Origin of the sequence: Streptomyces sp. NPDC005374, assembly GCF_042872225.1 — a bacterium.
In the GTDB taxonomy this organism is placed as follows: Bacteria; Actinomycetota; Actinomycetes; order Streptomycetales; family Streptomycetaceae; genus Streptomyces.
This window is the reverse complement of the sequence record NZ_JBIAKA010000011.1, coordinates 261,221-278,573: the sequence shown is the minus strand read 5'-3', so window position 1 is coordinate 278,573 and position 17,353 is coordinate 261,221. Positions and strand designations below refer to the sequence as shown.

Below are 17,353 nucleotides of genomic sequence, written 5' to 3'. Positions count from 1 at the left end.
TTTTCTGGGGCTGACTGCCCTCAGAGGTCGGCACTGGCTCAGCGCCGTGGTCAGCATGGGCCGACGGGTGCCCCGGGGGGACGGGTAGTTCTACGGGGGTAGTACCTGATTCCTCAGATATGAGGGCAGTGAAGCTTCTCCTTGATGTCGGACACCTGCCGGCCTCTCGGCACTCCTTCAGGCGTCGTTGACGAGGATGTTCAGTCCGCCGAAATGCTGTGCGGTGCGGCCGACCGCGGCCCGGACGGCTTCGTGGTCCGCGTTGTCCGCCTGCACGGCCAAGGCACGTGTCCGGGCTCCGCCGTACCGAATTCGACCGCCAGGTCCGCAAGGGACCCCGTGTCCGGACAGTCCAAGCCGCGCACAGCGAACCGCTGGGGCGAGGGTGCCCGCCTGCGCGAGGACATCCTCGCGGCCGCGGCGCGGCTGCTGGCGGAGGCCGGGCGCGAGGACTCACTGTCGATGCGCGCGGTGGCACGGGAGGTGGGTATCGCCGCGCCCAGCATCTACCTGCACTTCAAGGACCGAACGGAACTGGTCGCCGCCGTGATGCGGGGGGCGTACGGTGCCCACGCGGCGGAACTGCGTCGCGCCCGGTCGCTCGAGCCTGTGGGTGATCCTGTCGGCGCGTTGCGCGCGATGGCGCACGGATACTGCCGGTTCGCTCTGGAGAATCCTGCCGCTCCAGTCGGCCAACAGCGATCCGGCCGTCTTCGACCTCCCCGACCGGCTCGACCTGGGCCGCGACGCCCGCCGCCATGTCGCCTTCGGCTACGGCGTCCACCAGTGCCTGGGGCAGCCACTGGCCCGGGTCGAGCTGCAGATCGCCCTGCCCGCCTTGTTGGCACGGTTCCCCGGGCTGCGGGTCGCCGTCCCGGCCGAGGAGATCGTCTTTCAACAGGGGACCACTGTCCACGGGGTCCACGAACTGCCGGTCTCGTGGTGAACGAGTGGGTGACCACTCCTCGGGACGCAGGGGGCCGGGCCGTGGTGCGGCCGTGGCCCCCCGCGATGGTGCGTGATCAGTTGACGGTGGCCTTGCTCTGTACGACGTAGGCCGGACCTGAGGCGGCCTTGACGGTGGTGGAGTTCGTGCGGACCGTGGCGTTGCGCAGGGTCAGACCGGTCTTGGCGCTGATGGTGACCGAGGACAGGGTCAGCCCGGTGATCGGCCGCTCGGGGAGGCCGACGATCTGGCCGGCCTCCTTGGCGCCGGTCGCCGTGATGCCGGTGATCGTGATGTCGTGGTAGTTCGGGGTGGTGCTGATGATCGCCTGGGCGGCGTCGCCGTCAGCGGGGACCTTCGGGTAGTAGCCGACGACCTGGATGGGCGTCGTCACATTGGTCATCGTGAGGTTCTTGTACGTGATGTCGTGGACCTCGCCGCCACGGTCGCGTGCGGTCTTGATCCGGACGCCCGCGGTGGTGCCGTCGAGGGTGTTGTCGTGGATGTCGATGTCGTAGACGCCGCCGGCGGTGTAGCTGCCGATGGACAGTCCATGGCCGTGCAGGATCGTGCAGCCGCTCAGCGAGATGTCGTGGGCCGGCCCGTTGGCCGTCGAGGAGTCGATGGCGATGTTGTCGTCACCGACGTCGATCGTGCTGCCCGTCACCGCGACGCCCGAGGACGACCACACGTCGATCCCGTCGGTGTTGGGTGAGTCCGAGGGCGCCGTGATCGTGAGCTTGTCGAGGACGGCCGTGGTCACCTTCTTGAGCGTGAGGTGCACGTTCGGGGCGTTCTTGAGCGTGATCCCGGTGATCTTCAGGTTCGAGGCGTCGTTGACCGCCACCAGGCCGGGCCGGGACGACAGGGTCTTGCCCGCCGCCTTCTCCGCCTTCGTCCTGGCCCACCACGGGGCGCCCTGGCCGTCGATGGTGCCCGGACCGGTGATCGTGAGGTTCTTTCCGGACCCGGCGAGCAGCGGGGCGAGCTTCGAGCCCGACGAGGGGTAGTCCGCCGCGCTCTGCGAGGCGAGCAGGGTCGCTCCGGAGTCGATCCGGAAGGTGAGGTCGCCGGGCAGGGTCAGGGCGCCCGAGAGGTACTTGCCGCTGGTCAGCTCGACCGTGCCCTTGCCCGCGCAGGCGTTGACGGCCTTCTGCAGGGCGGCGGTGTCCTTCGTGGTGCCGTCGGCCTTCGCCCCGTAGGCGGTGGGCTTGCAGACCGTGCCGGTGGCCGCCGGGGTGGTCGCCGTCGGCGTGGTGGCGGTGGTGGCGACCGGGTTCCAGCCGTCCGAGCCGGCCAGGTACTTGGCCGGGGTGTAGTCCGCCGCCTGGGAGTCACTCAGCTGCGGCCGGTTGGAGTTGGCCGTCGCCCCGGCGCCGGTGTTCCTGTACTCCGAGAAGCGGGCCTTCGTCCAGACCGAGCCGGACATGTCGCTCCAGGGCGCCGCCGTCCTGACGAACGACCCGATGGTGGACTCGCGGTAGAGGACCTGCGCGTTCTGACGCCACGGACGGCCGAGGCTGCCGGTCTTCGTGGCGGCGGGTCCGGTGATGTTCGACTTGTAGAAGAGGTAGCCGTACGCGCGGTCCGCCGGGGTGCTGGCCGCGGTGATGTAACCGCCGCCGCTGCCCACCTGGTGGATCTCGTTCCGGTCGAAAACCGCGATCCCGCCGCCGAATATGAAGTCGACGGTGCCCTCGACGTAGGACTTCAGGAAGTAGGCCCGGGCGGAGTCGTTGACCAGCAGGGTGTCCTGGTGGCCGAGGATCCGTACGTTCGTGAGGACCGCGCGGTCCGCGGACAGGCTCAGGGCGACCGCCTGGCCGGTGCTGTTGGTCCCGGTGTCGTAGTCGTTGGAGATCGTCAGGTTCGAGGCCGAGAAGTCGTGGCCGTCGACGAACGCGGTCGCGCTGCCGAAGGTTCCGTACGTCGTCCCGTCCGCCTTCTTGGTGCCGGCCCCGTGGTTCTGGACGAGCACCACGTCGGAGGCGGTGGACCCGAGGCCCTTCAGCGTCACGAACGGCTTGTTGGCCGGGATGGTGAAGACGCCCCGGTAGGTGCCCTTCCTGACGGCGACGGTCACCGGCTTGGTGTTGTTCACCGGGACCTTGTCGATCGCCGCCTGGACGGTGGTGACGTCGCCGCTGCCGTCGGCCGCCACCGTGATGGTCGTACCCGAAGTGGCGGCCGGCCGCTCGGCGTTCGAGGAAGCGGCGCCGACCGCGGTCAGCGACCAGCGCTTGTTGCTGTTGGTGGAGCAGGTCTCCTGGATGACGGCGGCGCCGGGCGCCGTGCTCGCCCCCGCGTCACTGACGCACAGGCCGTTCCCGACGTTGACGAGCTGGTACGTGTTGTCCCGCGCCGGCTTCAGCTTCCACAGCTGGTTGGCCTGGTCGTTCCCGCAGCCCCACTGCTGGAGGCGGGTCCCGGAGGCGGTGGAGGCGCCGGTGACGTCGAGGCACAGCCCGCTCGCCGCGGACTTGACGGCGAACCGGCCCGATCCGCGGTCGACCAGGGTCCACTGCTGGTTCTTCTGCCCCGCGGCGCAACCCCACTGCTGGACCTGCGTGCCGGGTGACGAACCGCCCCCGACGAGATCCAGGCACAGGCCGCTCTTGGCGACCGCCAGGTTGTACGTGCCCGCCTTGACACCGGACGCCTGGTCGCCGGAGCCCCCGACGACGTTGGCAGCTGCCGCGACGCCGCCCAGGACGACGAGGGCCGCCACACCCGCGGGTGCCGCGATACGCCACCGGGGTCGCTTGCTCCGGGCCCGCTTGCCGCGTCTGAGGTACATGTTTCCTCGGTTTCCTTTCTCCGCTGTCATGACGGAGACGGCCCACCGCGACGACCCATAACAAGAACCCGCACACCAATTTCACGTTTGCGTCGGCGGGGGCTGGATCTTGCCCTGTCAGCAGTGCGTGCCATCATGACCGCCTCCGCCGAGGAACGACTCTGTGAGGAAAACGTGCACGAGGCTCCGGCGCCGCTCACAGGGGCGGCCACAGCGGTGCTGGGGTCGGGAACCGATCTGGTCGTGGCCGCCCGGTCCGGTGACACCCACGCCCAGGCCGCCCTGTTCCGCGAGTATCTGCCCCTGGTCTACAACGTGGTCGGGCGAGGACTGCACGGGCACCCGGACGTGGACGACGTCGTCCAGGAGACCATGCTGCGCGCGCTGCGGGCGCTCCCCGAACTGCGGGAACCGGAACGGTTCCGGTCCTGGATCGTGGCCATCGCGATCCGGCAGATGCACGATCACGGACGACGCCACAAGGCCTCCACGAGCCGTCAGACGTCCCTGCCCGACGACGGCGAGGTCCCGGACGCCTCCGCCGACTTCGCCGAACTCACCGTCGACCGGCGTGCGTTGGCCCGTGCGGGCAGTGATCTGCTGGAAGCCGGCCGCTGGCTCAGCGACGACGAACGCCGGACGATGGCACTGTGGTGGCAGGAGGCCGCCGGCCAGTTGAGCCGCGCCGAGGTCGCCGCCGCGTTGAAACTGAGCGTCCCGCACACCGCGGTGCGCATCCAACGGATGAAGGCCAAGCTCTCACTGGCCGTCGGCGTGCTGACCGCGTGGCGGGCCCGGCCGCGGTGCCCCGACCTCACCTCACTGACCGACGGTGGCCCGGCCGCGGCCGGAGCACGGGTCCTGACCAGGCTCAGCCGCCACGTGACGGACTGCCCGCACTGCCAGGCGGCGGTCGGCGCCCGGGCCTCGATCGACGAGGTGCCGATCCGGCTCAGCGGGCTGGCGGTCCCGGCCGCGCTGGTGGCGGGAATCCCCGGCCTCGTCGGCCAACACGGCCTGGCACCCGGCGCGTTGGCCTCGCTGTGGCGGACCGTCCACCACGTTCTGGGCCGGATGTCGGCCAAGTCCGCCGTGGCCGTGGGCGCCACCGCGACCCTGGCCGTGGTCACCGGCCTCGGGATCCACCAGTACCTTCCGCACACCACTCCGGCGCCGCGAGTCCCGGCCCCGGTCGCGAGCGACGCGCAGGGACCCGGGCCGGCGGCATCCGCCGCTCCCTCTGCCTCCGCCTCGCGGACCGAGCCGGGCGCCGCTCCGACGTCCGGAGCCCGCGCCTACTCCGGCGTCGCGACCGCCGACTACTACGTGGCCCCCGACGGGGCCGACACGAATCCGGGCACCCTTGCCCGGCCGTTCGCCACCCTGACCCGGGCCGTGGCCGAGGTCAGGCCCGGCCAGACGGTCGCCGTGCGCGGAGGGACGTACCACCCGACCACGACGATCGCCCTCAAGGTCTCCGGTACGGCGGACCGCCGGATCACGGTGAGCAACTACCGTGACGAACGCCCCCTGTTCGACGGTGCCCGGTTCTCGGCCGGCACCCCGTTCGTCGTCCAGAGCGGCGCGTACCTCACGGTGCGCGGCCTGGAGATCGTCAACGCCCCTGACATCGCCTACGCCTGCGCGTCCTGCCACGACGACGTCCTCGACCGGCTCAGCGTCCACGACAACGGCCGGATCGGGCTGCTGCTCCACGGCGCCGGAACCCATGACAACCTCGTGCGCAACAGCGACTTCTTCGACCACCACGAGTCCGGGTCCACCGGCGGCTACGCCGACGGCCTGGTCTTCCGGGACGGCTCCGGCGCGGGCAACCGGATCCAGGGATGCCGGACGTACGACAACTCCGGTGACGGCACGGACATCAGCGGCTTCGCGGGCGCCGTGGCCATCGAGCACACCTGGTCGTTCGGCAACGGCGTCAACCGCTGGGGCATCGCGGACTTCTCCGGCGGGGGCAGCGGCTTCAAACTCGGCGGCGGTACGACCGAGGCGGCCATCCAGCTCGCCACGGACAGCGCGGCCTGGGACAACGCCGGCTTCGGATTCACCGAGGTCGGCGACGCGGGAGCGCCTCGGCTGACCAACGACACGGCCTACCGCAACGGGGCGGCGGGCTTCGCCTTCGTCCACTCGGCGGCGACGCTCCAGCACAACCTCGCCCTGGCGAACCATCCTGACGCCTGGCTGGGAAGCCGGGCACAGCACACCGGCGACTCCTGGGACCAGCCGGGCTGGACGACGTCGGACTTGCGTCTCGCCGACTCCGCGACCACGGTCGCCCCACGCGGGTCGGACGGCAGCCTGCCCTCCACGCGGTTCCTCAGCAACACGCGCGACGCCGCGACAGGGGCAGCCATGTCCTGATCGGAGGGGCTGTCTCCGGGGCACATACGTACATGGAATACGTACTCCTACCGAGGTGTCCCTGACGTGCGTGCCGTTTTCTTGCATGCATGACGACACCGAGTGTGAAAGCACAGATGCCGAAGAGCGTCAGGCTGGCGTTGGTGGGGGTATGGGTCCAGGCCGTGCTGAACCTGGCGGCCGGCGCCCTGTTGCTGGCCGTGGTGAACGACGCGGTGGATCACGGCCGGGACGAGGCGGCCGGGCTGCTCCGGTTCCTGGCGGTGCTGTCGCTGCTGGTCGCCGGGGTGCTTCTGCTGTGCGGCGTCTTCGCGGGAAAGCGGTCGAACGGGATACGTGTCACGGTCATCGTCATCGAGGCGCTGAGCCTGCTGACCGGTGTGGTGGGACTGTTCCAGGGGGCCGGCGTCTCGGGCCTCCCGAGCATCGTCTTCGCTCTCGCCGTGCTGCGGGGCTTCAACAGCGCGGAAGCCAGGAACTGGTTCGACCGATGAGGTGCGCACCGAGGCGTGTACGCGGGCGGAAGGACTCCGTCGTACCTGTCGTCGCGGCCCTCGCCGTGGCCGTCCTGTTCACCGGGGGTTGTTCGAGCGCCCACGGCACCTCCCTGGCCGGGGATCCGTCCGAGAGCCCGACGGGGGTGTCCGAGTCACCGAGCCCTTCGCCGACCCCGACTCTCACCCCCCTGTATCCGACGGGGGCGTCCGGCTGCCACGACAACTCGGGGTGGACGGTCGAGGAATCCAGCGACTGGGCTCGGCTCGTCGTCGACACGCCCTCGGAGAACATCATCGGCGACCACGAGGGGCTGAGGGTCAGCAGCCTGCCGGGGTACGACGGACCGCTGTGCCGGAAGGTCACCGTGCAGGTCGAGTTCTGGAAGCTGGTGTACGGAGTCGCGAACGACCCCGACCGCGATCGGCTCTCGGACGGGTCGCAACCCGCCTACTACTTCGACATCAGCCGGGTGAAGCGCGTCGAACTCCATGTGGACGGCAGAGCCGAGCGGAAGGTGGCCCTGCCCGCGTCCCTCTACGCGACGGACCGCAGCCCCTGCGAGGGCGCCCTCGTCTCGGTCACCGTGGGCAAGCCGCTGACGAGCAAGGAACTGCCCGAGGAGGTCAAGGTCGGCGGCGAAAAGGACCTCTGGGGTCGCGCCACGGTGGACTTCCGGTCCAAGCGGGTCGCCGACCACGAACTGTCCGAGCCCTCGGCGCCGCAGGTGTGCAGCCCGGACGGCAAGCCCACCGCCGACCCGGCCGACGTACCCACACCGGGCTCCCGGCCGACGGACCTCTTCCCGACGGATCTCTACCCGACGCCCAGCCGAAGCTTCGACCTCGACAAGATCTTCCGCTCTCCCACGCCCTGAGCCCCTTCCACGGGTTCCGGGCGTGCGCCGACCTCTTCACCACATCAACGGGCCCTGCCGCAACACCGGTTCGGCAGGACCACCTGACCTCACCTTGGGGGAGTCACATGCGTGTACGCACCGCGGCCACCGTCCTTTCCGGCGCCGGTCTGCTCTCGGCGCTCGTTCTTCCGGGCGCCGCCCAGGCAGCGGAGCACCCTGGGACGGCGACGGATCTGAGAGCCTTCGCCTCGCAGAGCGTCCAGCCGAGAGACGCGCTGGGCGGCACCACGTTCAAGGACGGGGTCGTCAACAAGGGCAAGGACATCGTCCTCGGCGTCACGGGCAAGAAGGCCGTTCCCGTCACGTTCACCGCCTTCGACGAGGAAGGCGTGGCCATCACCCAGGCCTTCCTGTGGCAGGGCACCGACAGTTCGAGCACGGACACCATCACCGGCGGCCTGGAGTCGGACGACTACCCCGTCTGCACGGAGACGCCGGTCCAGGACGGGTACAGCTACAGCTGCAAAACGGTCTTCACCATCGACCCCGCGGTCGACTTCAAGGACGGCAACGGCACCGCGGGGACCTGGAAACTCTTCCTGGGCGCCTACGACCTCTACGCGAACGCCAGTTACGACGACGACGTCGCCAGGACCAGGATCAAGCGTGCCGCCGCGCTGACCGCCAACGCCTCCCCGGAGCCGGTGAAGAAGGGCAAGAACATCACGGTCACCGGCAAGCTGAGTCGCGCCAACTGGGCCACGGGGAAGAACGCCGGGTACGCGTCCCAGCCAGTGAAGTTGCAGTTCCGCAAGAAGGGCAGCAGCACCTACACCACCCTCAAGACGGTCAAGACCAGCAGCACCGGCACCTTGAGCACCACCACCAAGGCCGGCTCCGACGGCTACTACCGCTTCGTCTTCGCCGGCACCACCACGACCGGCTCCGCGACGGCGCCCGGCGACTTCGTCGACGTCAGGTAGGCGGCTTCCCGTGTTGGGCGCGGCAAGCTGGTCTCCGCTGACGCCGACACCCTGGTCGTCACGGCGGGCATGGACGACGGCACGGGACAGTACTGCGACAGCACCTTCGTCATCGGCGCGGGGTCCCCGGTGCCGGCGCTCAGCCCGGCGACGTACACCGCGGGGTCGGGCAAGGGCTGCCGTCAGCCCGACTCGTTCTTCCTCACCGCCGCCCGCGACGGCCGTCGGCTGCTGTTCAGCATGAACGCGGACGCGGAACCGGCGGAGTGCGTGCGGAAGTGACGGCCTTCCGGACCTGGAACGCGATCAGAGCCGGGTGAGTTTGGCGGCCACGGCATCCAGGACCCAGTCCAGGCCGGTCGCGAAGGACGCCTCGGCGTCCACGTCCGTGCCGTCGTGCACGGCCCTGGCCAGCGCCGGGAAGCGGCCCGTGTCCAACATCCTCGTCACATGCGGGCCGTGGGCGCGCTGCCAGTCGCGCTTGGACAGGCCCGTGGCGCGCTCGGCCCGCAGGTTCGCGATCTCGCGCCTGATCGCGCCGGTGAAGTAGGCGCTGACGGTCTCCACGGCCCGCATGACGGTGTCGACGTCCGCGAGGCCGTCGAGGGCGGCCAACGTGGCCTCGGTCACGGCGAGGCCGTTCGGGCCCAGGCTCGGGCGGCCGCCGAGCAGGTCGGCCAGCCATTCGTGACGGAGAGCGGCCTGCCTGGTGCGGTGGGCGAGGACGCTCAGCGCCTCCCGCCAGTCACCGGGCCGCTCCTCGGGCAGAATCTCGGCCTGGACCTCGTCCACCATGAGGTCGAACAGCTCCTCCTTGGTGGAGATGTATCCGTACAGCCGCATCGGGCCGGCGTTCAGCCGGGCGGCGACCTTGCGCAACGACACCGCCTCCAGCCCGCCCTCGTCGGCCAGCGCGACGGCGGCGGCGACGATCCGCTCCCGGTCGAGCGGCACAGGGCGAGCCGGTGGCTCCGGCCGGTCCCACACAGTCATGGTCACACCGTTCTGTTGCGATGCATCGTAAGGCGAAATACAGTGTATCGACATGAGACATCGTATCGCCGTCGTCGGTGGCGGCCCCGCCGGACTCACCTTCGCCCATGTCCTGCACCGACACGGCTGTCCCGTCACCGTCCTCGAACGCGATCCGTCCCCCGACGCCCGCCCCCCGGGCGGCACGCTGGACCTCCACGAGGAGTTGGGCCAGCTCGCGCTGGACAAGGCGGGGCTGCGGGCGGAGTTCCGGACGCTGTCCCGCCCGGAGGGGCAGGCCATGCGCATCCTGGCCACGGACGGGACGGTCCTGCGCGACTGGCCTGCGCGACCGGACGACCGGGCCAATCCCGAGATCGACCGCGGGCAACTTCGTGACCTGCTGCTCGGCCCTCTCGACGTCCAGTGGGACCGGGACGTGACGCAGGTGGTGCCGGGGAAGGACCGCGACGGCGTCCTGGTCCGTTTCGCGGACGGGCGGCAGGAGACCTTCGACCTCGTGGTCGGCGCGGACGGCGCCTGGTCCCGGACCCGCCCGGCGGTCTCACCGGTCACGCCGCACTACACCGGCGTCACCTCGGTCGAGACCTCCCTCGACGACGTCGACACCAGCCACCCCGACCTGGCCCGGTTGATCGGCGACGGTTCCGTGGCGGTGTACGGCGTGAACCGGGGCCTCGTCGCCCAGCGCAACAGCGGCGGCCACGTCAAGGTGTACGTCCGGTTCCGCGCGCCGCTGGACTGGCACACGGAGCTGGACCTCGACCTGGCCGATGTCGAGTCCGTGCGATCGGGCCTGCTGGCTCTGTTCGACGGCTGGGCCACTCCCGTCCTCGAACTCCTCCGCCGCGGCACCGCCTTCGTCCACCGCCCCCTCCACGTCCTGCCCGTGTCCCACACCTGGGCGCACGTCCCCGGAGTGACGCTCCTGGGCGACGCCGCCCATCTGATGCCCCCGCTGGGGGCGGGCGCGAACCTCGCGATGCTGGAAGGCGCCGAACTCGCCGAGGCCATCGCCGCCGGCCCCGCGGATCTGGACGAGGCCGTCCGAGCCTTCGAGGAGCAGATGTGGGCACGGGCCGGCATGTGGGCGAAGATCACGACGGCCGGTCTGGAACGCCTCGTGAGCCCGGACCCCGCCGAAGCTCTCGCCCTCTTCGACCAGGTCCAGCCGTCCTGACTGCCGGGCGGGGGCGCTGGCGCCGGGGCGGGTGTCGGGTCGTGGCGGGGGAGCCGTGACGCGAGGACTGCTCGGCGCGGCCGGATGACTGCCGGGTCGGCCGTGGGTCACGCACGAGTGGGCTTTCCGGCCCCGGCATGACCCCGAGGCGGGCAAGGGCCGCCCCTGCTCCGTGTCCCAACTCCGGGCGCCCGGCGCCTTGTTCCAGCGGCTCCCAAGACCGGAGACACCTCACTCGCACTCCGCACCGCCGTCCACGCAAGCGACCGGCACCTGTCTGCCGGGTTTCCCGCATCCGTCCCGTTCTGGTCGGCCCTCGATTCGACCGGTCGACGGCACGCTCCGGGGTCGCTGAAAGAGTCCGTCGTATTTCGGAACCGTCACGGGTCTTGTCACCGGTGCGGGCGTCGTGTCAATGTCCGGCCATGGTTACGTAACCATGGCCGGTTTAAACGGGTCCAAGTGTCTGTATTCGGGCCCTGGCTCCTCAGTGCCTCGGCTCAGGTGACGAACCCGCACTCCGCCCTCCGCGTTTTCCCGTCACTGGAGACGACATGACCAAGACCCCGACGAGGTCGAGAAGACTGGCCAGTGTGCTCATGGCCGGCTTCGGCGCGACACTCATGTTCCTGAGCGCCCCCGCTCCCGCCCTCGCCCAGTCGTCCACCGGTGCGTCGGACGCCTCGCACGCGTCGGTGAAGCCCGCGGCGAAGGGCGGTACCAGTGACTTCCGCGGAGTGAACTGGGCCGACCCGCGGGACAACTACGCCAGTGACGCCGTGGTGCCGAGCGGGCTGAAGGTGACCGACAGCTACCGCACGGTGTACCGCACCACGGAGAAGATGGTGGCCGGCTTCAAGAAGAACCTGGGCGCCAACACACTGCGACTGCCGATCAACCCGGCGTCCGTGGGCACCACTTGGTGGAAGTCGTACCGGGCGACGATCGACGCGGCCACGGCCAGCGGCGACAAGGTCATCGTCAGCTACTGGGAGGCCGACTCCAGCAAGGACGGGTTCGTCGACGACACGGCCGCCTGGACCACGATGTGGAACACGGTGGTGCGGGAGTACAAGCACAACCCGCGCGTCTACTTCGAGCCGATGAACGAGCCGCACGGCTACACCCTGGACCAGTGGGTCTCCGTCACCAGCGGCTGGCTGGGCCGGCACAGGGACGTCCCGCGCGGCCGTGTCGTGATCAGCGGCACCGGCTACAACGACAACGTCACCGGCGTCGGCGCGGCACCCCAACTGCGCGGAACGCTGCTGTCACTGCACTTCTACGGGTTCTGGAACAGCTACACCAAGCAGTCCGACTGGACCGCCGACCTCGAGACCCGCCTCGGCAAGTACACCGGCCGCACCATCATCGACGAGGCCGGCTCCCCGATGACCATCGGCCTGAACTACGGCGCGTGGAACGGCAACATCTACACGTCGTACCTCGCGGCCGTGGCCAACACCGCCCGCAGCAAGGGGATGGGACTGGTGTACTGGCCGGGCCTGCGCTTCGGCGACTCCTACTCGATCGAGTCGCTGGACTCCAACGGCAACATGGTGGACAACAGCGCCACCGGAGTCGCGCTGCTGCGCTGGGGCTACGGCTTCGGCAAGACCCCGCCCGTCAACGACCTGCCGCCCGCGCCTCCCGGTGAGGTCCTGCGCGGAGTGGGCTCGGGCCGCTGCGTCGACGTGCCCGGCTTCAGCACGACCAACGGCACCCAGCTCGACCTCTGGGACTGCAACGCCGGCGGCAACCAGACCTGGAACCTGAACGCGGACAAGCAGCTCACCGTCTACGGCAACAAGTGCATGACGGTGGGCGGCACCGGAGCCACGGCGGGAGACCCCGTGGTCATCACCGACTGCACCGGCACCGCGGCACAGCAGTGGAACGTGAACGCGGACCTCTCCGTGACCAGTGTCGCCAACCCGGCGCTCTGCCTGGACGCGGCCGGAGCGGGCACCGGCAACGGCACGTCGGTCGACGTCTGGTACTGCAACGGCAGCACCAACCAGCAGTGGGCCAGGAGCTGACGCCGGCTACCTGCCCCTGATCCCCACCACGGCGCCGTCGCGCTTCGCCTCATGGCGAGGCCGGCGGCGCTCCGGTGCTCGCCCTGACCACCAGCCGGGTCGGGACCAGCGTCTTGTCGACCAGGTCGGGACCGGTGCGGCCGATCTTGCCGAGCAGCTTCTGCAGGCTGAGCCGGCCGACCGTGGCGAAGTCCTGCCGCACGGTGGTCAGCGGTGGCCAGAAGGCATGGGTCTCCTCCATGTCGTCGAACCCCACCACGCTGACGTCCTCGGGGATCCGGCGCCCGAGTTCGTGCAGGGCCCGCATGACGCCGAGCGCCATGTGGTCGTTCGCGGCGAAGATCGCCGTGACCTCCGGCCTCCGCCCCAGAGTCAGCCCGTGCCGGTACCCGGACCGGGTGGTCCAGTCGCCGTACAGGACCGGGGGCGGGATGACGCCGGCGTCCCGCAGGGTCCGCCGCCAGGAGTCGACCCGATGGTCCGCGGAGTACGAGGTCGGGGGGCCGGCGATGTGCCATACCCGCTGGTGGCCGAGTTCCAGCAGGTGTTCCGTCGCCTGCCGGGCACCCATCGCCTGGTCGGTGTCCACCACGGTGTACCCGGGGCCGGTGTCGGAGTCGACGACCACCATCGGAATCCCTGGTGGGAGGCTGAACTCCGCGTCGTCCAGGAGGTGCGCCTCGAACACGAGGATCACCCCGTCGACGGCCGCCTCGCTGAGCCGGTCGTAGGCACCGGAGACCCTGCCCATGGTCGGGTCCGGCACGGGGATGAGGGTGACGGCGTACTTGGCGCGTGCGGCTTCCGAGGCGATGGCGTCGAGCGTGCGCGTGTTCCCGAACGTTCTGAGCGTGAAGGTGATGACACCGATCGTGTTGAACCGTCCGCTCTTGAGCGCGCGTGCGGCTCCGTTCGGCCGGTAGCCCAGCACCTGCATCGACTCCACGACCCGCTGCCTGGTCGCGGGATCGACGTTCGTGTGACCGTTGGACACGCGTGAGACCGTCTGCGGTGCGACACCGGCGTGCCGGGCGACATCCGCCATCGACGGGCGCGGCCGTCCGGACGTGGGCTTGTCCCCAATCGCCATGATCCCCAGTTTCCCCTGTTTCCCCTGTTTCTCGGGGTTTCCCCTGTTTCCGAGCCCTGGCAACAGCCTAGGCCCACTACCCGGGCACGGCATTGCGCCGACGGACAACCAATCGCGCGGAGCGGCAACCTTTTTCGAATCGGCTACCACCAGAGACGGACCCGATGGGCGTGCCCTGAGTTCCCGAGGGAAATGTGCGATCAAGGAGATCTGTCGCATGAGCGATATGAGTGACAAAAGCCTGGACCGGCAGGCCGTGGTCGAGGCCAAGCCGGGCCGGGGGCGTCATCGGCGGAGGTGGACCGCGACCGGTCTGCTGATCGGCGTACCCGCTGTCCTGGGGCCTGTTCTGCTGTTTTCTCAGCCCAGTTCGGAGGCGGCGACGATTGATGCCGGCACTTACTACCACCTGATATCCGTGCGTAGTGACAAGGTGCTGGACGTAAACGGGAATTCCACCGCAGACGGTGCGGCGATCATCCAGTATCAGGACAACGGCGGCAAAAACCAGGAATGGCAGCTGAAATCCACTGGTGACGGCTACTACGAGTTGGTCAACCACAACAGCGGCAAGGTGCTGGAGGTCAAGGACGCCTCGACGGAGGACTTCGCCGCGATCCAGCAGGCGACCGACTCCGGAGCCGCGAACCAGCAATGGCAGATCGACGACGTGACCGGCGGCGCCGTGAAGATCGTGTCGCGCAACAGCGGCAAGGTGCTGGACGTCATGTCCGCCTCCGAGGCGGACGGCGCGGCGATCATCCAGTACCACGACACCGGAGGCGACAACCAGCAGTGGCAGCTGGAGCCGGTGGCGGGCACAGGCACCCCGTCGCCGAGTCCGTCTACGACGACTCCGCAGCCCACCCCCACCCCGAGTGCCACCGTCGACGCCGACCCGGTGCAGCAGGTGCTCACCACGATCAACCAGGCCCGGAAGGCGGCCGGTCTGCCGGACTACTCGATCAGTGACGGTCTGACCCGCAGTGCCGCAGCGCACACCACCGTGATGGCCGGCGGATGCGGCCTGTCCCACCAGTGCCCGGGCGAGGCCGCGTTGGGGGCCCGGGAGACGGCCGCGGGTGTGAAGTGGACGGCGGCGGGCGAGAACATCGGCGAGTCCGACGGCGTCAGCACTGACAGCGAAGCCATCGCCGGGGCGGCGGTCGACCTCACCCAGCAGATGCTCGCCGAACAGCCGCCGAACGACGGCCACCGGCGCAACATCCTCAGTTCCACGTTCGCGCACATCGGCATCTCGGTGTTCCGGGACGCGAACGGGACCGTCTGGATGACACAGGACTTCTCCAACTAGCCGAGCGCGTCGGCGGCGTGGACGTCCGGCCGGTTCAGCGGTCGTCGAGCAGGCCGGCGTCGTGCGCGAGGACGGCGGCCTGTACGCGGTTGGCGCAGCCGGTGCGGGTGAGGATCCGGCTGATGTGCGCCTTGACCGTGCCGGCGCTCAGATACAGCTGGTCGGCGATCTCCGCGTTGGACAGCCCCGTCCCGAGCAGCCGTAGGACATCCCGTTCGGCCGGGGTCAGTTCCTCGGTCCTGCGCAGGGCGGCCTCGGTGTCCCGGCCGGACCGCATGTGCCGGTCCAGCAGCTGACGGGTGATCCGGGGAGCCAGTACCGGCTCGCCCCTCGCGGCGAGTTGCACGGCTCGGATCAGCTCGGCGGGGCCGGTGTCCTTGAGGAGGAAACCGCTGGCCCCGGCGCGCAGGGCGCGCGTCACGCTCGCTTCCTCGCCGAACGCCGTCAGCATCACGACGCAGGTACGGGGGGAGAGCCGGGCGATGTCCTCGGCAGCGGCGATTCCGTCCTTGGACGGCATCTGGATGTCGAGCAGGGCCACATCGACGGCCTGCGTCCGGCATCTCTCGACCGCCTCCCGGCCGTCGCCCGCCTCGGCGACCACCTCGATGTCCTCGGCGTTCTCCAGGATCAGCCGGATTCCCGCGCGCATCAGCGCCTCGTCGTCGGCGACCAGGACTCGGATCATCAGCTCATCCTAGAGCCGTTCACCCCAAGGCCGTTCACCCCAAGGCTGTTCACCCCAGCGCCGTTCATCGCAGGGCCGCGTGCGCCAGCAGCACGATCAGGAAGGCGACCGTCGGCAGGACCACGAGCAGTGCCAGGCAGCCCGATCCGAGGACCCGCGGCCAGGTCAGGATGTCGTCGGGCAGCGGGGCACGCGCCCCTCTCGGTTCGGTGCCGTCGGACGGGAGGAGATCCGTGCCCTGGACGGGTTCGGGAGAACCCCGGCCCGCCGCCCCCGGGAGCACCGAGTGTTCGTTCATGCCGCTGCCCCGAGCCGGCAGCCAGGCCGCCATACGGAAGCCACCGCCCGGCAGGGCACCCGCCTCGAACGTGCCGCCGAGCAACGAGATCCGCTCCCGGCAGCCGGCCAGACCGCTGTGGTTCCCGCCCTGGGACCGGCCCGCCCCGCGGGGTGCCTCATTGGTGACGGACACCTCGATCCCGCTGCCCGTGCCCCTGACCGCCACCCTGGTGGGTGCGCCGGACGCGTGCTTCAGCACGTTCGTCAGCCCTTCCCGGACCACTCGGTGGATCGCCTGTCGCGTGCGGAGTCCCACCTCGGCCGGATCGGGAAGGGACCAGGCCAGCTCGACGACGCTGCCCGTCCGCCGGGATTCGATGACCAGAGCGCTGATGTCCTCCCGCGTTCCCGTCTCGTCCGCGGCTCTGCCCGTCGGATCCGTGAGCTCCTCGAACCGCAGGACGCCGAGGATCTCGCGCAGTTCACCCATGGCCGTACCGGCGGTGGTGCGCAACAGCTCGGCCTGCCCGACGAGGGCGGGTGCCTGCCGCGCGGCCGCGAGTTCCAGCGCCCCGGCGTGCACCGAGATCAGGCTCAGCCGATGGCCCAGCAGATCGTGCATCTCGCCCGCGATCCGGGTCCGTTCCTCCAGCCGGGCCGTCGCGGCGGTCAGTGTGCGGGCCTGTTCCAGATAGGCGTTGCGTTCCCGAAGCAGGGTGACCAGGGGCCGCCGCCGACCCCACAGGGTTCCTGCCAGGGCGGGCAGCACGAGCAGCAGAACCGCCGAGACCGCGTTGTCGGCCAGTTCCGACGGCAGGTCCCCGGGCCGGAACAGAGCGCGGGCGACGGTCAGCACGCCGACGGCGGCACAGGCCACCCCGACGAGCCGCCACGCCCGCCGCGGCGGGCCGATACGACGGGTGGCGGACAGGACGACCAGCGGGGCCACCGCCAGCGTCCACACGTTGTCACCCACGACCAGGGGAGCGGACCCCAGGACCGCGACGATCGGCCGCCCGCGCCGGGCGGGCACGATCAGGGTCGCCCACAACGCCTCCAGGACGGCCGCCGCCGGCCGGTGCGGGGGCGCCAGCAGCAGCGGTGTCAGACAGAAGGCCGCCGTCAGGGCACACAGCAGTGACTCGACGACGACCGTACGGCGTTCGGCGGCACGCACCGAGACCCAGCTCGCGGCCGCCTCATGGCGCAGCCACCGTGGCGCACCCGTCAGCGTGTGCCGCAGCCGTACGGACGGGCGCGACAGCCCTGTGTCTTCTGACGCCTGACTCACGATCTCCCTT

General features: G+C 70.1%; 14 protein-coding genes. 9 read left to right on the top strand and 5 right to left on the bottom strand.

The genetic code is table 11. The features are described 5' to 3' along the window. Nucleotides 1–565: 565 nt before the first annotated feature. The gene (locus ACFYRX_RS28245) at nt 566–946 is read left to right on the top strand and encodes a cytochrome P450 (protein WP_389105306.1); all 381 of its coding nucleotides are present in this window, start codon (nt 566–568) and stop codon (nt 944–946) included. A 76-nt stretch (nt 947–1,022) separates the two neighbouring features. Here ACFYRX_RS28245 and ACFYRX_RS28240 read toward each other — a convergent pair whose 3' ends face one another. Further along, a complete protein-coding gene (locus ACFYRX_RS28240; protein WP_389105304.1) occupies nt 1,023–3,743 on the bottom strand; it encodes a pectinesterase family protein in 2,721 nt (906 codons plus the stop codon). Between the two features lie 174 nt (nt 3,744–3,917). Here ACFYRX_RS28240 and ACFYRX_RS28235 point away from each other — a divergent pair, with 174 nt between their 5' ends. The 5 genes from ACFYRX_RS28235 to ACFYRX_RS28215 all read left to right on the top strand — a co-directional run bounded on the left by ACFYRX_RS28235 (nt 3,918) and on the right by ACFYRX_RS28215 (nt 8,750). Beyond that, nucleotides 3,918–6,131 (top strand): sigma-70 family RNA polymerase sigma factor, encoded by a 2,214-nt coding sequence (locus ACFYRX_RS28235; RefSeq protein WP_389105301.1) that lies wholly within the window; start codon nt 3,918–3,920, stop codon nt 6,129–6,131. Nucleotides 6,132–6,220: 89 nt separating this feature from the next. Continuing rightward, entirely contained in the window at nt 6,221–6,625 is a 405-nt protein-coding gene (locus ACFYRX_RS28230) for a hypothetical protein (RefSeq protein ID WP_389105299.1), read from the top strand. Beyond that, entirely contained in the window at nt 6,622–7,503 is an 882-nt protein-coding gene (locus ACFYRX_RS28225; RefSeq protein WP_389105296.1) for a hypothetical protein, read from the top strand. The genes ACFYRX_RS28230 and ACFYRX_RS28225 overlap by 4 nt, the downstream gene beginning before the upstream one ends. Before the next feature lie 107 nt (nt 7,504–7,610). After that, nucleotides 7,611–8,468, top strand: a complete 858-nt coding sequence (locus ACFYRX_RS28220; protein ID WP_389105293.1) for a hypothetical protein — start codon at nt 7,611–7,613, stop codon at nt 8,466–8,468. A gap of 69 nt (nt 8,469–8,537) precedes the next feature. Then, the gene (locus ACFYRX_RS28215) at nt 8,538–8,750 is read left to right on the top strand and encodes a hypothetical protein (RefSeq protein WP_389105290.1); all 213 of its coding nucleotides are present in this window, start codon (nt 8,538–8,540) and stop codon (nt 8,748–8,750) included. Nucleotides 8,751–8,774: 24 nt separating this feature from the next. Here the strand turns inward: ACFYRX_RS28215 and ACFYRX_RS28210 are convergent, their stop codons facing one another. Beyond that, nucleotides 8,775–9,461, bottom strand: a complete 687-nt coding sequence (locus ACFYRX_RS28210; RefSeq protein ID WP_389105287.1) for a TetR/AcrR family transcriptional regulator — start codon at nt 9,459–9,461, stop codon at nt 8,775–8,777. A 52-nt stretch (nt 9,462–9,513) separates the two neighbouring features. On the opposite strand from ACFYRX_RS28210, the gene ACFYRX_RS28205 reads away from it, so the two are divergent. Beyond that, nucleotides 9,514–10,641, top strand: coding sequence for an FAD-dependent oxidoreductase (locus tag ACFYRX_RS28205; protein ID WP_389105285.1), 1,128 nt, complete (start codon nt 9,514–9,516; stop codon nt 10,639–10,641). Between the two features lie 554 nt (nt 10,642–11,195). Next, nucleotides 11,196–12,680, top strand: a complete 1,485-nt coding sequence (locus tag ACFYRX_RS28200; RefSeq protein WP_389105283.1) for a ricin-type beta-trefoil lectin domain protein — start codon at nt 11,196–11,198, stop codon at nt 12,678–12,680. Nucleotides 12,681–12,729: 49 nt separating this feature from the next. Here the strand turns inward: ACFYRX_RS28200 and ACFYRX_RS28195 are convergent, their stop codons facing one another. Next, complete coding sequence (locus tag ACFYRX_RS28195) at nt 12,730–13,770, bottom strand: LacI family DNA-binding transcriptional regulator (protein WP_389105281.1); 1,041 nt, start codon at nt 13,768–13,770, stop codon at nt 12,730–12,732. A gap of 217 nt (nt 13,771–13,987) precedes the next feature. Here ACFYRX_RS28195 and ACFYRX_RS28190 point away from each other — a divergent pair, with 217 nt between their 5' ends. Then, nucleotides 13,988–15,085, top strand: a complete 1,098-nt coding sequence (locus ACFYRX_RS28190; protein ID WP_389105278.1) for an RICIN domain-containing protein — start codon at nt 13,988–13,990, stop codon at nt 15,083–15,085. 34 nt (nt 15,086–15,119) lie between these two features. Here ACFYRX_RS28190 and ACFYRX_RS28185 read toward each other — a convergent pair whose 3' ends face one another. Together ACFYRX_RS28185 and ACFYRX_RS28180 are read right to left on the bottom strand one after the other, a co-directional pair. Beyond that, complete coding sequence (locus tag ACFYRX_RS28185; protein WP_389105276.1) at nt 15,120–15,773, bottom strand: response regulator; 654 nt, start codon at nt 15,771–15,773, stop codon at nt 15,120–15,122. A gap of 64 nt (nt 15,774–15,837) precedes the next feature. Then, a complete protein-coding gene (locus tag ACFYRX_RS28180; protein WP_389105273.1) occupies nt 15,838–17,343 on the bottom strand; it encodes a sensor histidine kinase in 1,506 nt (501 codons plus the stop codon). Nucleotides 17,344–17,353: the final 10 nt, after the last annotated feature.

Coding starts and splice junctions, on each gene's coding strand:
- ACFYRX_RS28240 (WP_389105304.1), bottom strand. CDS start 3,743: ATGTACCTCAGACGCGGCAAGCGGGCCCGGAGCAAGCGACCCCGGTGG.
- ACFYRX_RS28230 (WP_389105299.1), top strand. CDS start 6,221: ATGACGACACCGAGTGTGAAAGCACAGATGCCGAAGAGCGTCAGGCTG.
- ACFYRX_RS28225 (WP_389105296.1), top strand. CDS start 6,622: ATGAGGTGCGCACCGAGGCGTGTACGCGGGCGGAAGGACTCCGTCGTA.
- ACFYRX_RS28220 (WP_389105293.1), top strand. CDS start 7,611: ATGCGTGTACGCACCGCGGCCACCGTCCTTTCCGGCGCCGGTCTGCTC.
- ACFYRX_RS28215 (WP_389105290.1), top strand. CDS start 8,538: ATGGACGACGGCACGGGACAGTACTGCGACAGCACCTTCGTCATCGGC.
- ACFYRX_RS28210 (WP_389105287.1), bottom strand. CDS start 9,461: ATGACTGTGTGGGACCGGCCGGAGCCACCGGCTCGCCCTGTGCCGCTC.
- ACFYRX_RS28205 (WP_389105285.1), top strand. CDS start 9,514: ATGAGACATCGTATCGCCGTCGTCGGTGGCGGCCCCGCCGGACTCACC.
- ACFYRX_RS28200 (WP_389105283.1), top strand. CDS start 11,196: ATGACCAAGACCCCGACGAGGTCGAGAAGACTGGCCAGTGTGCTCATG.
- ACFYRX_RS28195 (WP_389105281.1), bottom strand. CDS start 13,770: ATGGCGATTGGGGACAAGCCCACGTCCGGACGGCCGCGCCCGTCGATG.
- ACFYRX_RS28190 (WP_389105278.1), top strand. CDS start 13,988: ATGAGCGATATGAGTGACAAAAGCCTGGACCGGCAGGCCGTGGTCGAG.
- ACFYRX_RS28185 (WP_389105276.1), bottom strand. CDS start 15,773: ATGATCCGAGTCCTGGTCGCCGACGACGAGGCGCTGATGCGCGCGGGA.